Origin of the sequence: Lysinibacillus sp. HST-98 (genome assembly GCF_016757845.1) — a bacterium.
In the GTDB taxonomy this organism is placed as follows: domain Bacteria; phylum Bacillota; class Bacilli; order Bacillales_A; family Planococcaceae; genus Lysinibacillus; species Lysinibacillus capsici.
The window spans coordinates 11959-31472 of sequence record NZ_JAENHX010000009.1; the positions used below are offsets into that span (position 1 = coordinate 11959).

Annotated in this window: 20 protein-coding genes; 11 read left to right on the forward strand and 9 right to left on the reverse strand. The window is 37.0% G+C overall.

All coding sequences use genetic code 11. The features are described from left to right. Positions 1 to 38: 38 nt before the first annotated feature. Together JIN86_RS17910 and JIN86_RS17915 are read right to left on the reverse strand one after the other, a co-directional pair. Positions 39 to 1673, reverse strand: coding sequence for a hypothetical protein (locus JIN86_RS17910; RefSeq protein WP_202342494.1), 1635 nt, complete (start codon positions 1671 to 1673; stop codon positions 39 to 41). Beyond that, positions 1666 to 2214, reverse strand: coding sequence for an RNA polymerase sigma factor (locus JIN86_RS17915; protein ID WP_004228406.1), 549 nt, complete (start codon positions 2212 to 2214; stop codon positions 1666 to 1668). Before JIN86_RS17915 ends, JIN86_RS17910 begins: the two co-directional genes overlap by 8 nt. 199 nt (positions 2215 to 2413) lie before the next feature. Between JIN86_RS17915 and JIN86_RS17920 the strand changes: the two genes are divergently transcribed. Next, the gene (locus JIN86_RS17920) at positions 2414 to 3754 is read left to right on the forward strand and encodes a sodium-dependent transporter (protein WP_202342495.1); all 1341 of its coding nucleotides are present in this window, start codon (positions 2414 to 2416) and stop codon (positions 3752 to 3754) included. A gap of 78 nt (positions 3755 to 3832) precedes the next feature. Here the strand turns inward: JIN86_RS17920 and JIN86_RS17925 are convergent, their stop codons facing one another. Beyond that, complete coding sequence (locus JIN86_RS17925) at positions 3833 to 4093, reverse strand: DUF1871 family protein (protein WP_004228396.1); 261 nt, start codon at positions 4091 to 4093, stop codon at positions 3833 to 3835. Positions 4094 to 4165: 72 nt separating this feature from the next. Between JIN86_RS17925 and JIN86_RS17930 the strand changes: the two genes are divergently transcribed. Together JIN86_RS17930 and JIN86_RS17935 are read left to right on the forward strand one after the other, a co-directional pair. Next, positions 4166 to 5338, forward strand: coding sequence for a MalY/PatB family protein (locus JIN86_RS17930; RefSeq protein ID WP_004228395.1), 1173 nt, complete (start codon positions 4166 to 4168; stop codon positions 5336 to 5338). Between the two features lie 108 nt (positions 5339 to 5446). Continuing rightward, positions 5447 to 6874 (forward strand): magnesium transporter CorA family protein, encoded by a 1428-nt coding sequence (locus JIN86_RS17935; RefSeq protein WP_202342496.1) that lies wholly within the window; start codon positions 5447 to 5449, stop codon positions 6872 to 6874. 50 nt (positions 6875 to 6924) lie between these two features. On the opposite strand, the gene JIN86_RS17940 is transcribed toward JIN86_RS17935, so the two are convergent. Together JIN86_RS17940 and JIN86_RS17945 are read right to left on the reverse strand one after the other, a co-directional pair. Beyond that, positions 6925 to 7137, reverse strand: coding sequence for a hypothetical protein (locus JIN86_RS17940; protein WP_004228391.1), 213 nt, complete (start codon positions 7135 to 7137; stop codon positions 6925 to 6927). A gap of 22 nt (positions 7138 to 7159) precedes the next feature. After that, on the reverse strand, positions 7160 to 7747 hold the full coding sequence (locus tag JIN86_RS17945) for a peptidylprolyl isomerase (RefSeq protein WP_202342497.1): 588 nt from the start codon (positions 7745 to 7747) through the stop codon (positions 7160 to 7162). A 237-nt stretch (positions 7748 to 7984) separates the two neighbouring features. Here JIN86_RS17945 and JIN86_RS17950 point away from each other — a divergent pair, with 237 nt between their 5' ends. Then, a complete protein-coding gene (locus JIN86_RS17950; protein ID WP_202342498.1) occupies positions 7985 to 9835 on the forward strand; it encodes a transglycosylase domain-containing protein in 1851 nt (616 codons plus the stop codon). A 287-nt stretch (positions 9836 to 10122) separates the two neighbouring features. Here JIN86_RS17950 and JIN86_RS17955 read toward each other — a convergent pair whose 3' ends face one another. After that, complete coding sequence (locus JIN86_RS17955) at positions 10123 to 10686, reverse strand: DUF5366 family protein (RefSeq protein WP_202342499.1); 564 nt, start codon at positions 10684 to 10686, stop codon at positions 10123 to 10125. A gap of 155 nt (positions 10687 to 10841) precedes the next feature. On the opposite strand from JIN86_RS17955, the gene JIN86_RS17960 reads away from it, so the two are divergent. The 7 genes from JIN86_RS17960 to mnhG are packed head-to-tail and all read left to right on the forward strand — an operon-like array spanning position 10842 to position 16600. Beyond that, complete coding sequence (locus JIN86_RS17960; protein ID WP_202342500.1) at positions 10842 to 13256, forward strand: Na+/H+ antiporter subunit A; 2415 nt, start codon at positions 10842 to 10844, stop codon at positions 13254 to 13256. Next, on the forward strand, positions 13243 to 13665 hold the full coding sequence (locus JIN86_RS17965; RefSeq protein ID WP_004228380.1) for a Na(+)/H(+) antiporter subunit B: 423 nt from the start codon (positions 13243 to 13245) through the stop codon (positions 13663 to 13665). The genes JIN86_RS17960 and JIN86_RS17965 overlap by 14 nt, the downstream gene beginning before the upstream one ends. Beyond that, a complete protein-coding gene (locus tag JIN86_RS17970; protein ID WP_004228379.1) occupies positions 13665 to 14006 on the forward strand; it encodes a Na(+)/H(+) antiporter subunit C in 342 nt (113 codons plus the stop codon). The genes JIN86_RS17965 and JIN86_RS17970 overlap by 1 nt, the downstream gene beginning before the upstream one ends. Next, the gene (locus JIN86_RS17975) at positions 13999 to 15486 is read left to right on the forward strand and encodes a Na+/H+ antiporter subunit D (RefSeq protein WP_305067965.1); all 1488 of its coding nucleotides are present in this window, start codon (positions 13999 to 14001) and stop codon (positions 15484 to 15486) included. Before JIN86_RS17970 ends, JIN86_RS17975 begins: the two co-directional genes overlap by 8 nt. A gap of 4 nt (positions 15487 to 15490) precedes the next feature. Then, entirely contained in the window at positions 15491 to 15970 is a 480-nt protein-coding gene (locus tag JIN86_RS17980) for a Na+/H+ antiporter subunit E (RefSeq protein ID WP_004228376.1), read from the forward strand. Beyond that, entirely contained in the window at positions 15967 to 16248 is a 282-nt protein-coding gene (locus tag JIN86_RS17985) for a Na(+)/H(+) antiporter subunit F1 (RefSeq protein ID WP_004228375.1), read from the forward strand. The genes JIN86_RS17980 and JIN86_RS17985 overlap by 4 nt, the downstream gene beginning before the upstream one ends. Continuing rightward, positions 16232 to 16600: a monovalent cation/H(+) antiporter subunit G gene (mnhG, locus tag JIN86_RS17990; RefSeq protein WP_004228373.1), complete on the forward strand. Its 369-nt coding sequence runs from the start codon at positions 16232 to 16234 to the stop codon at positions 16598 to 16600. Before JIN86_RS17985 ends, mnhG begins: the two co-directional genes overlap by 17 nt. A 44-nt stretch (positions 16601 to 16644) precedes the next feature. Here the strand turns inward: mnhG and cysC are convergent, their stop codons facing one another. The 3 genes from cysC to JIN86_RS18005 all read right to left on the reverse strand — a co-directional run bounded on the left by cysC (position 16645) and on the right by JIN86_RS18005 (position 19509). Next, positions 16645 to 17238: an adenylyl-sulfate kinase gene (gene cysC, locus JIN86_RS17995; protein ID WP_004228371.1), complete on the reverse strand. Its 594-nt coding sequence runs from the start codon at positions 17236 to 17238 to the stop codon at positions 16645 to 16647. Then, complete coding sequence (sat, locus tag JIN86_RS18000; RefSeq protein ID WP_004228367.1) at positions 17235 to 18374, reverse strand: sulfate adenylyltransferase; 1140 nt, start codon at positions 18372 to 18374, stop codon at positions 17235 to 17237. The genes cysC and sat overlap by 4 nt, the downstream gene beginning before the upstream one ends. Before the next feature lie 70 nt (positions 18375 to 18444). Next, complete coding sequence (locus JIN86_RS18005; RefSeq protein ID WP_004228363.1) at positions 18445 to 19509, reverse strand: sulfate permease; 1065 nt, start codon at positions 19507 to 19509, stop codon at positions 18445 to 18447. Positions 19510 to 19514 lie beyond the last annotated feature (5 nt).

A 19514-nucleotide genomic window follows, 5' to 3' on the forward strand; every position in this document is an offset into this window, starting at 1 on the left:
ATTATAACATACGTGTAAAAACGGGGCAAAAAATCTCCTTATTCGGCAATGGCTGTAATGATGTAACGTTTTTCACCTTTTCCTGTAGTCACTGTACCTAATTGGAAGGTTAAGCGCTGGCCAATCATTTGAATGGATTCTGGTTTAACACCTACTTTAATGGTTGTTTGGGATGTATCTGTTGCATATAGAACTGTAAAATGTTGCATACCATCAAATTGAACCAATTTATCCACATCTACAGCTTGAGACACTAACTGTTTTACTGTTTCTTGATCGCCTTTTCCTTGTGCATATAAGAATAGGCTCACAACATTCATTGGGTTTAATGAATCTAGGATGGTATCATCTTTACTTGATACATACGCGTTGTATAAACCTTCCGTTTGGATAATCCAACGGTTATCAATTTGTAAACCTGTTGAACCATCATATATTTCTATATAGACTTCATTACTCAAATATGAAAGCTCCATCCTAATATCCTGTCTTGTTAGTTTGTCTATGGTTTTGGATGTTCCTTCTCTCTTAAATTCTTCGAGGATGAATTGTGCGGTCAAACGCATCGATTCCCCATACTTCCCATTAGCCGTATCATTTAATAGCTCTATATGTTCTGGTGAGTATCTAGTTTTGTCATCACCTTTCAAAAGTACAAGCCACGTATTTTCAAACTCTTTGTTTAAATTTCGCAATTGGAAATCGAGGTATGAATTTGATAAATCGTTAACTAATGTTCTTTCGTATAATTTTAAAATACGAGCAGATTCTTCTGCAGAAAAACGTAAATCCTCACCATTGAATAAAGAGCCTGTAGCCAAATATTTAAAATAACCTAATATATCAGGATGAAGACGGTCAATGGATACTGGTGCATCCTTCATAAAAATCGGATTCGTTCTAAAACTATAGTTTTGCCCATCATAAGACAACTCGAAATATTGTTTTTTTGCCGTTGCAATTAATTGATTTAGTTCTTTAGGATAATCTTTCTTTTTTTGTGACAGTACTTTATTATATTGGGAAAGTTCCTTTGTATAATATTCCAAAACATCTTTCGTTGCGTAGTAATATTTGCTAAAGAAATATCTAGGTTCGATAAATGACATCGGTTTTTCATACGTTTCAATTTGCTCTATTAGTTCTCGAGGTGTTTGCAAACAGTCTAATATTTCTTGCTCTAATTGTGTTAAATATTTTGGATCATCAGCCATTCTATTTAAAACTATTTTTTTATTTTTAGCTTTATCATTGTATATATTATCAGCAGATACAACAAATGTTAGTTTCTTAAAATTTTCCTCAGGTATATTGAGCTCAAGGCGTGTTTTTTCACGTTTTTCAAGATACTTCTTTTGAAATCTAGAAAACCAATCTTCATAGTTGCTTTCTATTTTTTCTTCATCTGAATGAACGAGTGCTGAAGGATGGAACATATAAGACGAAATTAGAATACCTACCAAAAGCACACTGGCAATACTTGCGATCCATACAGCCGATTTTTGCCATCTAGCAGAAGACTTTCGAACCGTATTCATACTTTCTAGAGACTCCCTTACATTATCCTCAGCTTCAATTTGCTGAAGAACTCGTTGTGGGTCAAGCTTCGGTTCCATTCGTTCATAGGATTTTTTCAGTAGTGCCATACGTTGGTCAAATTGCTTATCATCCATTTTCAACACTCCCATCTTGCATTAATGCTGCCTTTAGCTTTTCCTTCGCTCGTAATAATCGCACTTTCACCGTCGATAACGAAATATTTAAGACCTCAGCGATTTCTTCGTATTTTAATTCGTGGAAATAATACAACACGAGAGGATAACGGTATTTTTCGTCAAGGACCTGAATAGCACGATGTAGATGCCTGTCCTCTTCAAACAAAAGAACATCCTCTTCAGCAGATGAATGAGTCTTTTGCTGTTGGGCTTGTAGCTTGTCCTCTTTAGCCTGCTGCCGTTGTTCCTTACGATAATAATCACGCGTAGCATTTAATGTGATTTTATAGAGCCACGTGGTAAATCGATCCTGTTTAAATTGGTGTAAAAAGCGATACAGTTTAACAAATACCTCCTGTGAAACATCAGCTAAATCATTTGTATGTACGCCACATTGAAAGGCAAACTTTTCAACGGTTTGCTGATGTATACGGATAAGCTCGATATAGGCATCTTTATCTCCTTGCTGAGCCCTTGCTATTAGTTCAACCTCCGTCATAGCTACCCCCCCTTTTAATAATGAAACGAAGCATTCTACCTAATTGTTACATAATTTAAATGTCTTTCCTCATATGTCATCTCTCTATATTTTTACTCCGTCAAATGTCTTTCTAGCTATCATCAATTTTCTGATATTTGCTTGTGTTATGAGAATATTGAGGTAAAATAATACTTTAGTATAAGGAGGATTTATTTTCGTGTCATCGAGGGATCAATTTACAACAAAAATTGGGTTTATTTTAGCTGCCGCAGGAAGTGCTATAGGATTAGGAGCCATTTGGAAATTCCCCTATATGGCGGGTACGAATGGCGGTAGTGTCTTTATTTTATTATTTATTTTATGTACTTTCTTTATTGGCTTACCCGTACTCATTGCTGAGTTCATGATTGGTCGTCGTGGTCAAAAGGATGCCGTCACTTCCTTTAAGGAACAAGCACCAGGGAAGCCATGGTATTTGATTGGCTGGGGCGGTATGGTAATCGCAGGTCTTATCTTATCATTCTACAGCGTTGTTGGTGGATGGATTTTAAGCTACTTGGGTCGTGCCTTTACATTTAAGCTAACGAATGCTGGCTCTGACTTCAACTACGCTGATTTATTTGGCGATATTATTTCAAGCCCCTTTGAAGCAGTACTTGTACAAGGACTATTTATGTTTTTAACAGTAGTCATTGTGTCAGCAGGTATTAAGGGTGGAATTGAAAAAGCCAGCACATGGATGATGCCTCTCCTCTTTATTTTCTTTATTGTCCTAGTTATTCGCTCTCTAACTTTAGACGGGGCCATAGAAGGCGTTAAATTTATGTTTGTACCTGATTGGTCCTATTTGAATGCTGAAACATTTTTAATGGCCTTAGGACAAGCTTTCTTCTCATTAAGTGTAGGTATTGCGGTTATGATTACATATGCTTCCTATTTATCTAAAACAGAGAAGATTGGTAACTCTGCGATTAATGTAGCATCTATGAATATTATTATCTCTTTACTTGCAGGACTTGTTATTTTCCCAGCAGTGTTTGCGCTTGGTTATAAGCCTGATCAAGGGCCAGGCTTAGTATTCATTATTTTGCCAGCTGTATTCGAGCAGTTACCTCTTGGTGGCTTATTCTTAACAATCTTCTTCATTCTATTGCTTTTTGCTACAGTCACTTCTTCCATTTCCATGTTAGAAATAGTCGTGGCAATCGCTATTGGTGATAAACCAGAAAAACGTAGAAAAATTGCTTGGATTGGTGGAATCGTTATTTTCATCTTTGGTATTCCAAGTGCCCTTTCATTTGGCATATTAGCAGATGTAAAAATAGTAGATCGCTCTATTTTTGACTTTGTTGATTTTATGACTAATAGCATCGGAATGCCGATTGGAGCTTTGTTGATTTCAATTTTTGCAGGTTATTACTATACAAGGGATATTTCACGTAAGGAATTAGCTGCGTCTAGCTTCATGTTTAATATTTGGTACATTTTAATTCGCTACGTCTCCCCACTCGCCATTTTTATTATTTTCATTCAGGGGATTTTGCCTTTATTTAAATAAGTATTAGCCTCAATGATGCATTAAAAAAGAGGTTGTCCATTGACAACCCCTTTTTTTATAAGGAATATGCAAAATATTTTAAATAATACATTTCGCTTCAAATTTAATGGCAATTAGTTTGTAAGAAATGGCTACACAATCTTCAAACGGTATCCATTGCTCAAACGAATGCTCATATGTTTCTTGAATAACTTTTGCAAGTGTTGATGGATCATCAATCCCTTGCAGTGCTGCAACTACATCTGCTGTTTCTGTATCATAATGGTCTGGACCTAAGTGGAATGGATCCCACTCCTCTAGCAGATGGACAGCTGCTTGATTCATTTTTATATTTTCCAAAATACTCACCTATTATCCTTTGATCATACTCGTATGATACCATAGTAAAAAAAAAAGAAAAGAGTGATTTGCTTGTCTATTTTTGATCAAACTATCAAACGTCGATGTACAAACTCTGTCAAATGGGACGCAATGGAAAAGGTTTATGGCCTAAACGATGCCTCAGATATCTTGCCAATGTGGGTAGCCGATATGGATTTTGCTGCTCCAACAGCCGTTTCAAAGGCTTTACAACAACATGCTGAACATACTATTTTTGGCTATAGTTATATGAGTGAAGAAGCAATTCAATCCATTGTAGACTGGCAAAATACTCGCCATAACTGGCACATTGAGAAAGAAGCCATCCTATTCTGTAATGGTGTGGTGGCTGCATTAGCTAACAGCGTTGTTGCCCTAACTAACCCTGGTGACAAAGTACTCATTTCACCTCCAGTTTATCCGCCATTCTTTAACATACCAAAAAGTAATGGTCGTGAAGTTGTGAGCTGTCCATTAACAGAAAAAGACGGGTTGTTTGTCTATGATTTTGAAGCCTTCGAGCAGGCTTTAGCTCAAGATGTGAAAGCTTACATACTATGTAACCCGCATAACCCAGGTGGCTATGTATGGGATGAAGCTACTTTAAAGGAAATTGTACGACTTTGTGCTAAATATGATGTCATCATTATCTCTGATGAAATCCATGCTGATTTAATGATCAATGGGGATAAACATATTCCTTTAGCTAAAGTTGCAGGTGATGAAATCAATCGCATTGTTACGTGTATGGCTCCTACAAAAACATTTAACTTAGCAGGAATTCAAGTTTCATATATGATCGTAACAGATAAGAAAAAACGCTTGAAGCTAGAGGCCATCAATATGGCAAGTGGTCAAGGCTCATTAAATACATTTGCCTCTGTTGCCCTTCATGCAGCATACACAGAAGGGGCTCCTTGGTTAGATGAATTACTCCCTTATATTTCTGCCAATATGGATTATGTGAAAGCTGAGTTAGAGCAGATTCCAGGTATTCGTGTTACGATTCCTCAATCCACTTATTTAATCTGGATTGATTACCGAGAGCTAGCGCTTGAAGAGAAGGAGATCATGAACCGCTTACTTGAAATTGGAAAGCTTGCTCTAGAACCAGGTACAAAATACGGAGAAGAAGGTCGTGGCTTCCTCCGTATGAATGTTGCTTGTTCATTTGGTACTGTGAAAGATGGAGTCGAGCGTTTTAAAAAGGTCTTTGCGCAATAAAATGGTTGAAAGGATATCTCTCCCTTAGAGATATCCTTTTCTATGTTTAAAATCAAAATTTTGTGGAAAAGGTTCTTATCAATCGGATTTATACAGAGGTGATTTTACATGGACATTGTCCCATTAACGATTAAACGTGCTTATATGACATTCCTATTTCCCTTCGCCTACTCCGAAAAAAATCGTCAAAAAATCAGTGATGTACTACTAAACGAGGGCTTTTCCTTTTTCACCTTAAAAAATACATCGCTTGAAGACGCTTTTTATGGTGATATGACGATTATACATGAGGAGCTTGCCCAATTTTTCTATCCTTTTTTGGAGGATAAGTTATTTCCAAACGAAATGAATAACCCTGACTTTATTCGTTTTTCGAAAGCTTTTTATACACAAGGCGCCTTACATCTTCAAGAAAGTCAAATCAATTATGATTACGAAGTGATGAGTATTGATGTGACATTATGTCCTTTTGGGAATGGGATTATAACAGTAAGAACAAATATTATAGATCAATCACATGATCTAAGTGATATATTAAATTTTATTCACTATTTTAGAGTATTAGAGGCTAAACTAAGAGAGGAGAAAGGTGCAAGTCATCATTTTTCATTTGGTCATTGTTCTTCTACGAGTGAATTATTATTTAAGTATTTTATACCTTATTTAAAACCCTTTCTATTACATCAACAAGACCATAGCTATGAAGGCTTACCTTTCTTTGAAGATGAGCGAATGTTTGCCTCAGCTTATTTAATTGCAGAGGAAGAAGCTAAAATTATACCCGAGCATTTATTTCGATTAGGGCAAGTAGACGGTAGGACTCCTGCTGGCAAACCTTTTATTTCTAGCACTAATCCTCCATATATCTCTAATTATGTACAAGAGCATGCCCATACACGTTGGGCTCCTAACAGTTATATTATCACCTCGTCACAAGCACAAATAACGATTACAAATAGGCCGTTTGCCAAATGTACACATAGTATTCAAGAATTTATGGGTACGCACTATTACAATTTGTTCATTCATTATTTTTATAAAATGATGCTCTTAAAGCTTTCCTATGAGTATAGTGAAATAAAGTGGGGCAAAGATAAACAGGTTGTCAATGAACTAATCGAGCTGATTACAAAATTTTCTGCACGCTATTATTTTGAAGAAGTCATCGTACGAACAGAAGGCAGAGAAATTGCTCAATTGTTACGAAAGTTCTTCCGTATAAATGAACATTATGTAGAAACGAAAGAAACATTGAATAGTTTGTATCGAACACAGGAAGATCAATCCGATAATCGAAGTAATAATTTACTATTTATTTTAACAGTCTTTACAGTAGTATCAGGCATTTATGGGATGAACTTAGTCATTGAAGGTTGGAAAGATAGCAGTGATTTCAATAGCATCGGTAGTTATACACTCTTTGAATGGGTAGCCTTTATTACTGCATTGAGTGGGATTGGCTTGTCACTTGTACTGGTTTGTTTCACTGCCGTCAAGGCCCTGCAAAATACTATCCGACGCTTTAAAAAAAATTGATACAATAAAAAAGAATCTGCTCGCCCTCTGTGGCAAGCGGATTCTTTTTCTTATATATTCTGTTGATTGTTTGTGTTTTTCTTTTCTGCTAAAATCCGTGCTTCAATTTCTTTTGATTTTAATTCTTGTTTCTTAGAAATTTTTCTGAAAAGCGTAAACACGATAATACATAAAATAAGCATAATTAAAAATTCAAATGCTGCTGGAATATAACCTGATTTATCTTCTGGGAAATATAAAAATTGATACATAAAGTTCTGCATGTTCTACACGTCCTTATACGTATTATTCAAAGACTGTAATTGACTCAATTTTCACATCTTCTAATGGCTTATCACGGAAATCTTTTTCCACATCTGCAATTTTATCCACAATGTCCATACCTTCTACTACATGACCAAATACTGTGTGTTTATGGTCTAACCAAGGTGTACCACCATTTTGAGCATAAGCTTCGATAATCTCTTCAGGGAAACCCGCCCCCTGTAATTGACGAAGCATATCACTTGGAAGGTGCTTCATTTGTACAATAAAGAATTGAGAACCATTTGTGTTTGGACCTGCATTTGCCATTGAAAGCGCTCCACGTAGGTTAAACAATTGCTCTGAGAACTCATCTTCAAAGGAATTACCCCAAATTGATTCTCCGCCCATACCAGTACCAGTTGGGTCGCCACCTTGAATCATAAAGTCTTGAATAACACGGTGGAAAATAATGCCGTTATAGTAGCCTGATTTAGCATGACCTAAAAAATTCTCAACCGTTTTCGGTGCGTGCTCTGGGAATAATTTAATTTTGATAGCACCTAATGTTGTGTTCATTTCTACAAGCACTTCGTCTGCTTGTACGTCTGTTGTTAACTGTGGAAACATGGAAGTCTCTCCTTTAATGATAAATTTCAGTTTCAATGAAAAAGATGCCCTTGCACCTTTTCTGACCTCATTTTAGTCTAACATACTTCCTACTGGTTTTCTCCATCTAAGTATTGACGATTTTTGCACTTTTACTATTCATTTTTAAAACTATGTAAATAGGTCTGAGCGAGTATTTGGAATCAATCCAAAATATGTTATTCTGATGAAGGATTTATAGAAAGAGTGGAGGCACACATGAAAAAGGCTTTTGGTTTTTTTATTATAGTACTATCCCTTCCTGCTTTATGGTGGATTAGCACAAACATTAAAACAGAAATCAATATTGCACAAGCACATGAGGAACAAATGACTAATGCTATACATTTACCTGAGGTAGAGGCCCAGCTACCTGTTACCCTTATTGATCGAAATGGGCAAACATTTAGTGAGGAATATGTCGAATGGCGGCAGCTACTAATTTTACAGGAAATTCCACAAATTGCCCAGGAAATATTCATTACCAGTGAGGATGCTGATTTTTATACGCATATTGGCTTTGATTTAAGTGCGATTATTCGTGCAGTTGTAGCCAATTCAAATAGCAACACAACCTCTCAAGGTGGTAGTACAATCACACAGCAACTTGTTCGAATGCGTTATTTATCTGAAGAAAAAACATATGAACGAAAATTAACAGAGCTTTTTTATGCATATGAATTAGAAAAAGAATTTGATAAAGAAGCCATTTTAACGATGTACCTAAATGAGTCCTATTTCAGTAATCAAGTCTATGGCATTGGCGGAGCAGCCACCTATTATTTTCAAAAGCCACTCCAAGAATTATCCATAGCTGAAATAGCCTTCATTGCTGCTATCCCAAATAACCCTTCCCTTTATAATCCTTTAAAGAATTATGATCAAACTAAAGCAAGGCAAGAGCGTTTGTTAGATACCCTTGCAGCAAATGGGGCTATTACAGAGGAAGCGGCAAAAGACTATAAAGCTGATCCCATTACATTAAATGTGAAAGATAAAATTCAAAGTTATCCAATGTATAGCACTTATGTTCTTCAAGAGCTAAAATGGCTTATTGCAGCAAAAGAAGGTTATGCGGATCGACTAAGCTCTACAGATAATGAGGAAGAAAAGAAAAAAATTAAAGCACAATTAGACAATCGACTCAATACTTTATTACAAAATGGACTCATCATTCACACCGCACTTGATCCTACTAAACAGCAGCATGATGAGGAAAAAATGTCAGCTATTTTAGGTACTAGCCCATTGCAAGCAGCAGGTGCAGCCATTGAAAACCAATCAAGAGAAATAGTCAGTCTGTATGCAGGAAAAAACTATGAAAAATTTGATTTCCATCGTGCATTCCAAGGAACACGTCAGCCAGGCTCAGCTTTTAAGCCTCTGGCAGTCTATGCACCATTCTTCGAAACAACATCTCATACACCTGATTCGATTGTCAATGGTGGGCGTTATTGTGTGGGCTCGTTTTGTCCACAAAACTATGGGGGCTATACGTATGGTGATGTGTCAATTCGTACTGCTTTTCGACATAGCTATAATACATCAGCACTTCGTCTCTTTCAAACCGTTGGCGTCGAGACAGCCTTTCATTACCTTAATCGCTTTCACTTCCGCTCGATTGTAGAGAAAGATTATAATTATGCCGCATCATTAGGAGGGCTAACCTATGGTGTAACAGCAATAGAACTAGCAGATGCTTATACTAGTTTTATTGATGGCTCTTATGTACTTGCTCATAGTATTCGCAAAGTCACAGCAATAGATGGAACAGAGCTTTATAGTTGGGATTCACAGCGTGAACATATTTGGTCTCCTAAAACAGTAAAATACATGCGTGAACTCCTTGCGGATGTTGTAGCAAACGGCACGGGTCAAGGTGTCTATAGTAACAGCAGCTACGTTGGTGCAAAAACAGGGACAACGAATGACTATCGTGACTACTGGCTTGCTGGACTCAATAATGAATATACTGCTGCTGTATGGCTAGGGTATGATAAACCTCAATCGATGCAGCAATTAGAAGACTACAAAATTCATCATCAATTATTTAATGTGTTGCTTGAATAGTAAAACAAATAAAAGGTAGTAGTCACTGAGACTATTACCTTTTCATAGTGTTAAAAAACAAAACGATCAATAAAATTTTTAGGAAAGGTTATCCCCTCTCTAATCATACAGATAATGAGTAATTTTGTTTACTACAGCTAGTATGAAAATAAGGAAAAGACACTTTTACACATTGCTGATTGGGGTGGAGCCAGCGTCACTCCTAGGGGACTTAGCTGGCGAAATCACCCCCTCACCTTGCAAACTCGCTTTTTCTGCTATTAACATCACTATTTTAATAGTATGTATTAATTTGCAAATGGCAAACTTGCCAAAATGCCATTATATAACTTTAATACGACATAAACAATTAATGTTAAAAGAATCGTCCACATAAGAAGCTCAAAGATTAATAGTCCGATTGTGCCACCCATTGATATAAAATGGCTCATTTTATAAATCAGATAAATAAAGTAGGTAAATATCGTTATAACAAAAATACCTATTAAAACATAAATAAATTGGATGGCAAATGCAGAACACATAGCACCTACAAATAAAATAATATAGCCACCTCGAGCCTGACTAACTGTGGCTCCTTCGTTGTCCTTTGAAAAGAACAGCATTCCTACTTCATGAATAGTTTCGCCTACAAGTTTAAGAGCAGAAAATAACATAAAAAAAACAATGGCAAAAACGATAAGAAGAAATACACGTAATTCAAAATCTGATAAAAACTCTCGCATTCCTGAATACACACCGATGGCTTGAAAAATCTGCAAAGATTTACCAACAGCATACATCCCAAATGTCAAACTAAACAATAAAATTGTAATTAATGGTAGATAACCATAGATATATGGGTTCTTCATAAAAAATTTTTTTCCTCTATTTTTATTGATAACTTCCTATTTATAATATAACGAAAATTCTCCAATGACCGCAAGCTAAATCCCAATAGTACATATGCATTCCCAATTAAAGTACGTTATAATTGATTTACTTACCTGCATAAAGGAGGGTTTTTTTGTTACAAGTACTTTATATTTTTATTCCAATGCTTGTTGCAATATTAGTGCCATTATTATATAAACGCATGAATAATATTCACACAGGTTGGTTTGTTCTTGCTGTACCTGTTACGCTTGCTGTTATTTATGCAACGTATATTGCTCAAGTTGCTAAAGGTGAGGTATTTACTGCAGAGCTACCTTGGATTCCATCGCTTAATATTTCCATCATCTCATATTTAGATGGACTTAGCTTATTATTCTCATTACTCATTACTGGAATTGGCTCGTTAGTAGTGCTTTACTCCATTTTTTACTTAGATAAACATAAAGAAAAATTACATAACTTTTATGTTTACTTACTGTTATTTATGTCAGCCATGCTGGGAGTAGTACAATCAGATCATTTAATTACACTTTATTTCTTCTGGGAGCTAACATCCATATCATCATTTTTACTCATCGGCTATTGGTATAATCGAGATGCCTCACGCTTCGGTGCATTAAAGTCTATGATGATTACAGTTGGCGGCGGCTTAATGATGCTAGGAGGCTTCGTTCTTCTTTATTTAATGGGAGGAACCTATTCCATTCGAGAATTGATTGTCATGGCACCAAATTTAGTAGATCAGCCTTTATTTACTTGGTCACTTGTCCTATTACTCTTGGGAGCATTTACAAAATCCGCGCAATTCCCATTCTACATTTGGTTACCAGATGCCATGGAGGCGCCAACACCAGTAAGTGCATACCTTCACTCAGCTACAATGGTTAAAGCAGGTATCTATTTAGTTGCACGATTTACACCGATATTTGCAGCCTCTGAGCTTTGGGTCTGGCTTGTAACAGGTGTCGGTATCTTAACTTTATTCTGGGGCTCCTTCTTTGCAGTCAAGCAAACTGATTTAAAAGGTATTCTAGCATTCTCTACAGTCAGTCAGCTTGGACTTATTATGTCACTACTTGGGGCAAGTGCTGTTGCTTTTCATACAAATGGCTCAGTCGATACCATTAAGTTTGCTGCATTTGCTGCCATTTTCCACCTTATTAATCATGCAACATTTAAAGGCAGTCTCTTCATGATTGCGGGTATTGTTGATCATGAAACAGGAACTCGAGATATTCGTAAACTCGGTGGTTTAATGAGTATTATGCCAATTAGTTTTACTGTGGCTGCAATAGGAAGTTTATCAATGGCTGGTCTTCCACCATTTAATGGCTTCTTAAGTAAAGAAATGTTTTTAACAGCCATGCTTGCACTTCAAAAGTTTGAATTTTTAGGCTTTGAAACATGGGGAGCACTTTTCCCTATTGTTGCGTGGATTGCTAGTATTTTTACATTTATCTATAGCTTCTATTTTGTTTTCCGAACATTTAATGGAAATTACAAACCGGAGCAGTTACCTCATAAACCACATGAGGCGCCGATTGGTATGCTAATTTCTCCTATGCTTTTAGCGGCTTTAGTTGTGACAATCTTCTTTATTCCAAACTTTATAGGTAATACCTTTGTAAAACCAGCCGTTCAAGCGATACAGCCATTTTTGTATGATTCGCCTCAAGCTGTTGATATTCATGTATCTGCTTGGCATGGTAAGATCACTCCTGAGCTACTGATGACTATTGGAATTATAATAGTTGGCGTATTGTTATTTGTTGCCTTACCAAAATGGCAAAGGATGTATCAACGATTCCCACAAGCGTTAACATTAAACAATGCCTATGACAAAATCATGCAGGGATTAGATATTGGCTTAAATCGTTTATCTAGACGCTATATGACAGGTTCTATGCGTCACTATTTACTCTATATGTTTAGCGGGATAACTATTATTGTTATTGGCTCTCTATTTGTGAAAGATGCATTTAGTATTTCATTCCAAGGAGCCTCCCCAATTAATCTATATGAAATTATCTTGATCATTGTCTTATTAATTGGTACTGGCATCACCATTTTGGCAAAATCACGATTAACGGCCATTATTGGGCTTGGTACTGTTGGCTATACAGTAGCCTTATTCTTTGTCATTTTTAACGCACCTGATTTAGCGCTGACCCAGCTCGTTATAGAAACGATTTCAGTAGCACTATTTTTATTAGCATTTTACCACCTACCTAAGCTTGGTAAACGCGAGGAGCGAATGAGGTTCCAGTTAAATCGTGCCATTGTTTCCATTGCAGTTGGTGTGATGGTAACACTTGTTGCGTTATCAGCTCATTCCCAAAAACTAATTCCCTCTATTGCTAAGTACTACGAGGAAACCGTCTATTCATTAGCTGGTGGCGGAAACATTGTAAACGTAATTTTAGTAGACTATCGTGGTTTCGATACATTGTTTGAAATTACAGTACTCGGCATAGCTGGCATGGGCATCTTAGCTATGATTAAGTTACGTATGAATAGAAAGGAGAACACTCATGAAAACAAATGATGTGATAATACAATTTACAGCTAAAATTGTATTTTTCATTATTTTCTTCTTCTCCATTCATATTTTTTTAGCTGGTCACTATACGCCTGGTGGAGGCTTTGTTGGTGGTCTGTTGACATCAAGTGCACTTGTTCTTTTAGTGTTAGCCTATGATATCAACACAGTCCGCCATATTCTACCGATTAATTACACATATTTAACAGCCATTGGCTTACTATTAGCCCTTGCTACTGCGGCATACCCAATGTTTGTGGGCAAACCGTTTTTCACACATTTCTTTGATTATTTCGATTTACCGCTTCTAGGCAAACAGTCATTACACACGGCTATGCTTTTTGATAGCGGTGTCTATTTGGTTGTTGTCGGCGTTACGATGACCATTATTCAAACGATTGGAGAGGATGAATAATGGAAATAATTATGGCCTTTGTGATTGGCTTTCTCTTTATGGCAGCGGTCTATTTAATCTTATCAAAAAGTTTATTGCGCATTATTATTGGAACAGGTCTGTTAAGTCATGGTGCTCATCTACTCATCTTAACAATGGGTGGTCTTGGTGGTGAAGCTCCTCCTGTCTTAAACGAAGGAGCCAAAACATTTGCTGATCCTTTACCCCAAGCACTTATTTTAACTGCGATTGTTATAAGCTTTGGGGTGACAGCATTCTTCCTTGTACTTGCCTACCGTTCCTATCAAGAGCTTAACACGGATGATATTAGCTTAATGAGAGGAAGTGATGAGGATGAATAACTTCCTACTATTACCCATTATCATCCCGTTTTTCTTCGGTATGATTTTAATGTTTGGACAAAAAAATCTAACTTATCAGCGATCATTTTCATTACTCGGGATTGGACTAGCCCTCCTCTCTGCCCTTTCACTGCTTTTAAAAGTGAAAGAAGATGGTATTCAAAAGGTCACATTTGGAAATTGGCCTGTTCCTTACGGTATTACAATGGTATCTGATATGGTGTCTGCATTGCTCGTTACAACGACATTGCTTATTGCGCTATTTGTTGTTTGGTATGGCTTCGGTTCTATTACTAAGGAACGCGAACGCTTCTTTTATTACCCTGGTATTATGTTTATTTTAACTGGGGTCAATGGTGCCTTTACAACAGGCGATATTTTTAACTTATTTGTGTTCTTTGAAGTATTGTTAATGGCTTCCTATTTGCTTATCGTTTTAGGTGGTGAGAAGGGGCAACTGAAAGGGTCTATTAAATATATTTTAATTAATGTTATTTCTTCGGCCTTATTTGTTATAACCGTTGCCTATTTATATTCTGTAGTAGGGACATTAAACATGGCTGATATTGCGGTAAAAATTGCTGAAATTAATCAACCAGGAATTATTACTGTTATTGCCGTACTATTTTTAATGGTATTTGGACTAAAAGCAGCTATTTTCCCATTATACTTTTGGCTTCCTACTTCGTATGCAGCAGCCCCGATCCCTGTCTTAACTCTATTTGGCGCTCTGCTCACAAAGGTTGGGGTATATGCCATTACACGTACCTATACACTATTTTTTGTACATGATTTATCCTATACACATGATTTACTAATGGCATTAGCTATTGCAACAATTGTGGCTGGTTGTATTGGAGCACTCGCTTATTTTGATGTAAAGCTCATTATTATCTATAACATTGTCATTGCAGTAGGTGTCATTTTATTTGGTGTCTCTCAAATGAATGAGGCTTCTTTAAAAGGAGCGATGTTTTATTTAATACACGATATGCTGATTAAGGCAGCACTCTTTATGTTAATCGGCATTATCATCTATATTACTGATACATCTGACTTGCGTAAAATGGGTGGGCTTATGAAAAAATACCCTGCACTGGGTTGGTGTTATTTAATGGCAGCGTTTGGCTTAGCTGGAATTCCACCACTCAGCGGGTTTGTTGGAAAGCTGTTAATTGTTCAGGGAGGCTTTGAGGCTGGAAGTATGTGGAGCAGTATTTTCATTTTAGCATCTTCACTGCTTGTTTTACTATCCGTGATTCGTATTTTCCTTTATGCCTTTTGGGGTGAGGAAAAAGAAACACAAGGTACCGTCGACAAATCTACCTATAAAATGCTGTTTATGCCTACTGCCGTTTTAGTACTTATTACAGTCGCATATGGTGTGGGTTCTGAATGGATTACGCCATTTATGGATGATGCTGCAAAACTATTAAATGATCCATCTATCTATATAGATGCTGTGATGAAGGAGGATTAGCACTATGGCATTTCAAATGATTTTAAATTTTGTACTTGCCTTTGTCTGGATGTTCCTTTCCTCTAATTACACAGCAACTGGTTTTATCATAGGATTCATTATGGGAATAATCTTACTCTTTCTCATGCGGAGGTTTTTCAAGTCGCGTCTTTATGTCTATCGATTATGGGCCATTCTAAAATTAACTTTGTTGTTCTTAAAAGAGTTAATTTTAGCAAATGTTCAAGTATTGAAAGTAGTATTAAAGCCAAAGTTGGACATGCAACCTGCCTTTTTTGCTTATCCAACTGTTCTAACACAAGACTGGGAAATCACTTTATTATCAAGCCTTATTACTCTAACACCAGGAACAGTCGTAGTGCATGTATCAGACGATGCGAAAACATTGTATGTACATGCAATTGATATTAATGATGCAGATGAAGCCATTGCGTCCATTCGAGATTCATTTGAAAAAGCGATTTTGGAGGTGAGTAAATCATGACAACATTTATTATTGCTGTAATCGTAGTGATTTGCTTATCAATGATAGCGGTCATTTATCGAATGGTAAAAGGTCCTTCCGCATCCGATCGTGTTGTAGCTTTGGATTCACTTGGGGTTTCACTCATTTCCCTAATCGGACTATTTTCGATTTTAGTGGAAACAAGCTTCTTTCTTGAAATCATTTTATTGCTAGCAATTTTATCGTTTATCGGTACGATGGCTTTCTCTAAATTCATAGAGAAAGGAGATATCATCAAACGTGACAATTCTCGCTAATAGTTTAGTTATCTTTTTCATTACTGTTGGAGTACTCTTTATTGTCGTGACAGCTATCGGACTTGTCCGATTACCTGATTTGTATACACGTGCCCATGCCGCTTCAAAAAGTGCAACACTTGGCGTCATGTGTGTATTGATTGGTGTATTCTTTCACTTTTGGCTGATTGAAGATCATTTCAACCCTCGTATTTTACTGGGGATACTCTTCCTCTTTATCACTGGTCCTGTTGGCGGACACATTATGACGCGTTCTTCCTATATTGCTGGTGTTAAGCCATGGAAAGGTACTGTACGTGATGAACTAGGTCCTGAAATTGACAGAATGAAAAAGGAACAAGGTGTAAAATAAATATAAAAATCTGCCCGATTACAAAATCGAGCAGATTTTTTTAGTTAAATATATCCCTTGGCAGTTAAAATATTTGTCAGTTGCTCCACACATTCTTCTATAGAATGCTGTTCTGTATCCAAAATAACTTCTGGGTTAATTGGTTCTTCATATGGAGCGCTAATCCCTGTAAAATTAGCAATTTCAGCATTCCTTGCTTTTTTATACAAACCTTTAGGATCTCTTTTTTCACATGTTTCTACTGAACACTTTACATAGACCTCTAAAAATTCACCATCCTCTACAAGTTCACGAACTACCTGACGATCTTCTCGATAAGGTGAAATAAAAGCTGTTAGTACAATTTGACCGCTCTCTATAAATAGCTTTGAGACTTCACCTATTCGACGAATATTTTCTTTGCGCCCTGCCTCATCGAATCCTAAGTCACTATTTAAGCCATGACGCACATTATCACCATCTAATACGAAGGCTTGATTGCTCCTTTCAAATAATCGACGGGCAAAAGCATTGGCCACTGATGATTTCCCTGAAGCAGATAACCCCGTAAACCATAAAATAAAGCTTTGATGTTTATTTTTTGAACGGCGTTCTTCTTTTGTAATGGAGGCTTCATGCCAAACAATGTTTGAACTCATTTCACTACCTCCTTACTCATGCCTTTAATTAAAATGTCTACGACTTCTTTACGACTGAATGTACTTGGTGGTACTTCTCCATTTCGTAGCATCTCACGTACCTTCGTTCCTGATAGGATGACATGGGCAGAGCTATCATGTGGACATGTCTTTGTCGTAGCCATGCCTTCACATTGCTGACAATAAAAGCTATGCTCAAATTTTAGTGGGACAATTCCTAATTCATCTTCAGTAAACTGTTCAAAAATCTTTTGTGCATCATATGTGCCATAATAATCACCAACGCCTGCATGATCACGACCAACAATAAAATGAGTACAGCCATAATTTTTTCTAACAAGTGCATGGAAAATAGCTTCCTTTGGTCCTGCATACCGCATAGCGGCTGGAAAAATACCTAATTGTACACGACTTTCAGGATAATAGTTTTTTAATAAAACCTCATAGCTCTCCATACGTATAGCAGCTGATACATCATCTGACTTTGTTTCACCAACAAGTGGGTTTAGAAATAACCCATCAATCGTTTCAAGTGCTGCCTTTTGAATATATTCATGCGCCCTATGGACTGGATTACGTGTTTGGAAGCCAACAATGGTTTTCCATCCCTTGTCAGCAAATAATTGTCGTGTTTCTATTGGGTCAAATGAATAAGCAGGGAACTTTTGTGTAAGACGTTTAATTAACGTAATTTTTCCTCCAACATAAATGGCAGGACGATCAAAAAGCTTTTGAACGCCCGGATGTGCTAAATCCTCTGTTCCATAGACAAGTAAAGCCTCTTTTCGTTTATTCGGCTCATAAATATCTGCTACTTCAATAACGCCATATACTTCATCACCATAAACCAGCTTTACCTCGTCACCAGGCTGTAAAATGGACGCTTTCTCTTTTGTAACAGGTAGTGTAATCGGAATACTCCATACTACACCTGATGCTAAACGACTTTGTGCCACGACTGACTCATAATCTATTTGTGTTAAAAAACCTTCAATTGGGCTATACCCCCCTATAGCAATTAGCTCTAAATCACTCAACGAAATCGCATCCAACTCAATTTCCTTATGAATAGATGTGATTTCTTTTTCTGGATTAAATGCTTGCACAAGTAGCCCACCATGTGGTTGTAGACTCATTAAAATCTCCTCCTAATTCTAGTTAAATACTAAGTTTTATAGTCAAGAGCTAGTGAAGGCATGATTCAATTTAAATACCTTCCCCTGCATCATAGATAGACTGCTCTTCTTCACGCATCGTACGCATCAGACTAATAACCCCTAGCGTCCCAACAATAATGCTGCCATTTAAAATAATGGCATAAAGGTCTTTTTCTAAAAATAACTGCACTAAAAAATAAGAAATGACTAATGAAAAGATGGGTGATACAACCCAAATACGTATAATTTTTTTCACAATATGCTTATGGAAGATTTGCTTTCCGTTTTTCGCCATCCCTACCCCAATGATGGATGAAGAAGTGACTTGTGTTAAGGGTACTGGAAGCCCAAAAATGGAGCTTACGCCAACAAGCAATGCACCTGTACTTGAAATGAGAATGCCCTCAGCCTTTTGAAAGCGCACTATTTTTTTACCGTTTGTTTCAAGCACTCGTTTACCAAGTAGCATAGCACCTATTGCGACAAATGCACCGCCAAGCACAATGCCTGTTGTCACATCCATCATTCCTGCTCCCACCAATGGTCCAACTGCATTGGCAACATTATTCATACCCGCTGAAAATGCTTCAAAAAATCCTGCTAATACGAGAAGAACAGTTAAAATTGGCCGATCTTTCAGCAGCCCTCTTTTTTGTAACTTATATAATAACTTTCCACATACAAGAGCAATGACAAAGGCAACAAGCGGTACAATCACCCAAAATGATATAATGACAAGCAGCGAATTGACGAATAAAACTTTATAGGCAATTCCTACACCCACGACAGCACCCACTGTTACTTCACTCGTTGATAAGGGAATGCCTAAAAGATTGGCGAAAAATAACGAGCTTGTCGCAGAAATCAAGATAATGATGACAACCTTTACCGTAATATATTCCTGGGGCATAATGCCTGAGCCTATCGTTTTGACTACCTCTCCTCCGCCTAATACAGCTCCACTGTATACGCCTATCGCGCATAAAAGCAATGCTTGCCACGCTTTTTTGATGGCACCTGCCCCATAAGCAACACCCATTGAGGCTGCTGCTCCGCTTGCCCCTATGTTCATCGCAAAAAATAAGCTAATAGCTATTGCAATATATTCAAGCATGGCAG

Excerpts from the sequence above, each read along its gene's own strand:
- JIN86_RS17950 (WP_202342498.1), top strand. The coding sequence starts at position 7,985 with ATGAAAAAGGCTTTTGGTTTTTTTATTATAGTACTATCCCTTCCTGCT.
- JIN86_RS17965 (WP_004228380.1), top strand. The coding sequence starts at position 13,243 with ATGAAAACAAATGATGTGATAATACAATTTACAGCTAAAATTGTATTT.
- JIN86_RS18005 (WP_004228363.1), bottom strand. The coding sequence starts at position 19,509 with ATGCTTGAATATATTGCAATAGCTATTAGCTTATTTTTTGCGATGAAC.
- JIN86_RS17915 (WP_004228406.1), bottom strand. The coding sequence starts at position 2,214 with ATGACGGAGGTTGAACTAATAGCAAGGGCTCAGCAAGGAGATAAAGAT.
- JIN86_RS17945 (WP_202342497.1), bottom strand. The coding sequence starts at position 7,747 with ATGTTTCCACAGTTAACAACAGACGTACAAGCAGACGAAGTGCTTGTA.
- sat (WP_004228367.1), bottom strand. The coding sequence starts at position 18,374 with ATGAGTCTACAACCACATGGTGGGCTACTTGTGCAAGCATTTAATCCA.
- JIN86_RS17955 (WP_202342499.1), bottom strand. The coding sequence starts at position 10,686 with ATGAAGAACCCATATATCTATGGTTATCTACCATTAATTACAATTTTA.
- JIN86_RS17980 (WP_004228376.1), top strand. The coding sequence starts at position 15,491 with ATGGCATTTCAAATGATTTTAAATTTTGTACTTGCCTTTGTCTGGATG.
- JIN86_RS17940 (WP_004228391.1), bottom strand. The coding sequence starts at position 7,137 with ATGCAGAACTTTATGTATCAATTTTTATATTTCCCAGAAGATAAATCA.
- JIN86_RS17910 (WP_202342494.1), bottom strand. The coding sequence starts at position 1,673 with ATGGATGATAAGCAATTTGACCAACGTATGGCACTACTGAAAAAATCC.
- cysC (WP_004228371.1), bottom strand. The coding sequence starts at position 17,238 with ATGAGTTCAAACATTGTTTGGCATGAAGCCTCCATTACAAAAGAAGAA.
- JIN86_RS17970 (WP_004228379.1), top strand. The coding sequence starts at position 13,665 with ATGGAAATAATTATGGCCTTTGTGATTGGCTTTCTCTTTATGGCAGCG.
- JIN86_RS17975 (WP_305067965.1), top strand. The coding sequence starts at position 13,999 with ATGAATAACTTCCTACTATTACCCATTATCATCCCGTTTTTCTTCGGT.
- JIN86_RS17935 (WP_202342496.1), top strand. The coding sequence starts at position 5,447 with ATGGACATTGTCCCATTAACGATTAAACGTGCTTATATGACATTCCTA.
- JIN86_RS17985 (WP_004228375.1), top strand. The coding sequence starts at position 15,967 with ATGACAACATTTATTATTGCTGTAATCGTAGTGATTTGCTTATCAATG.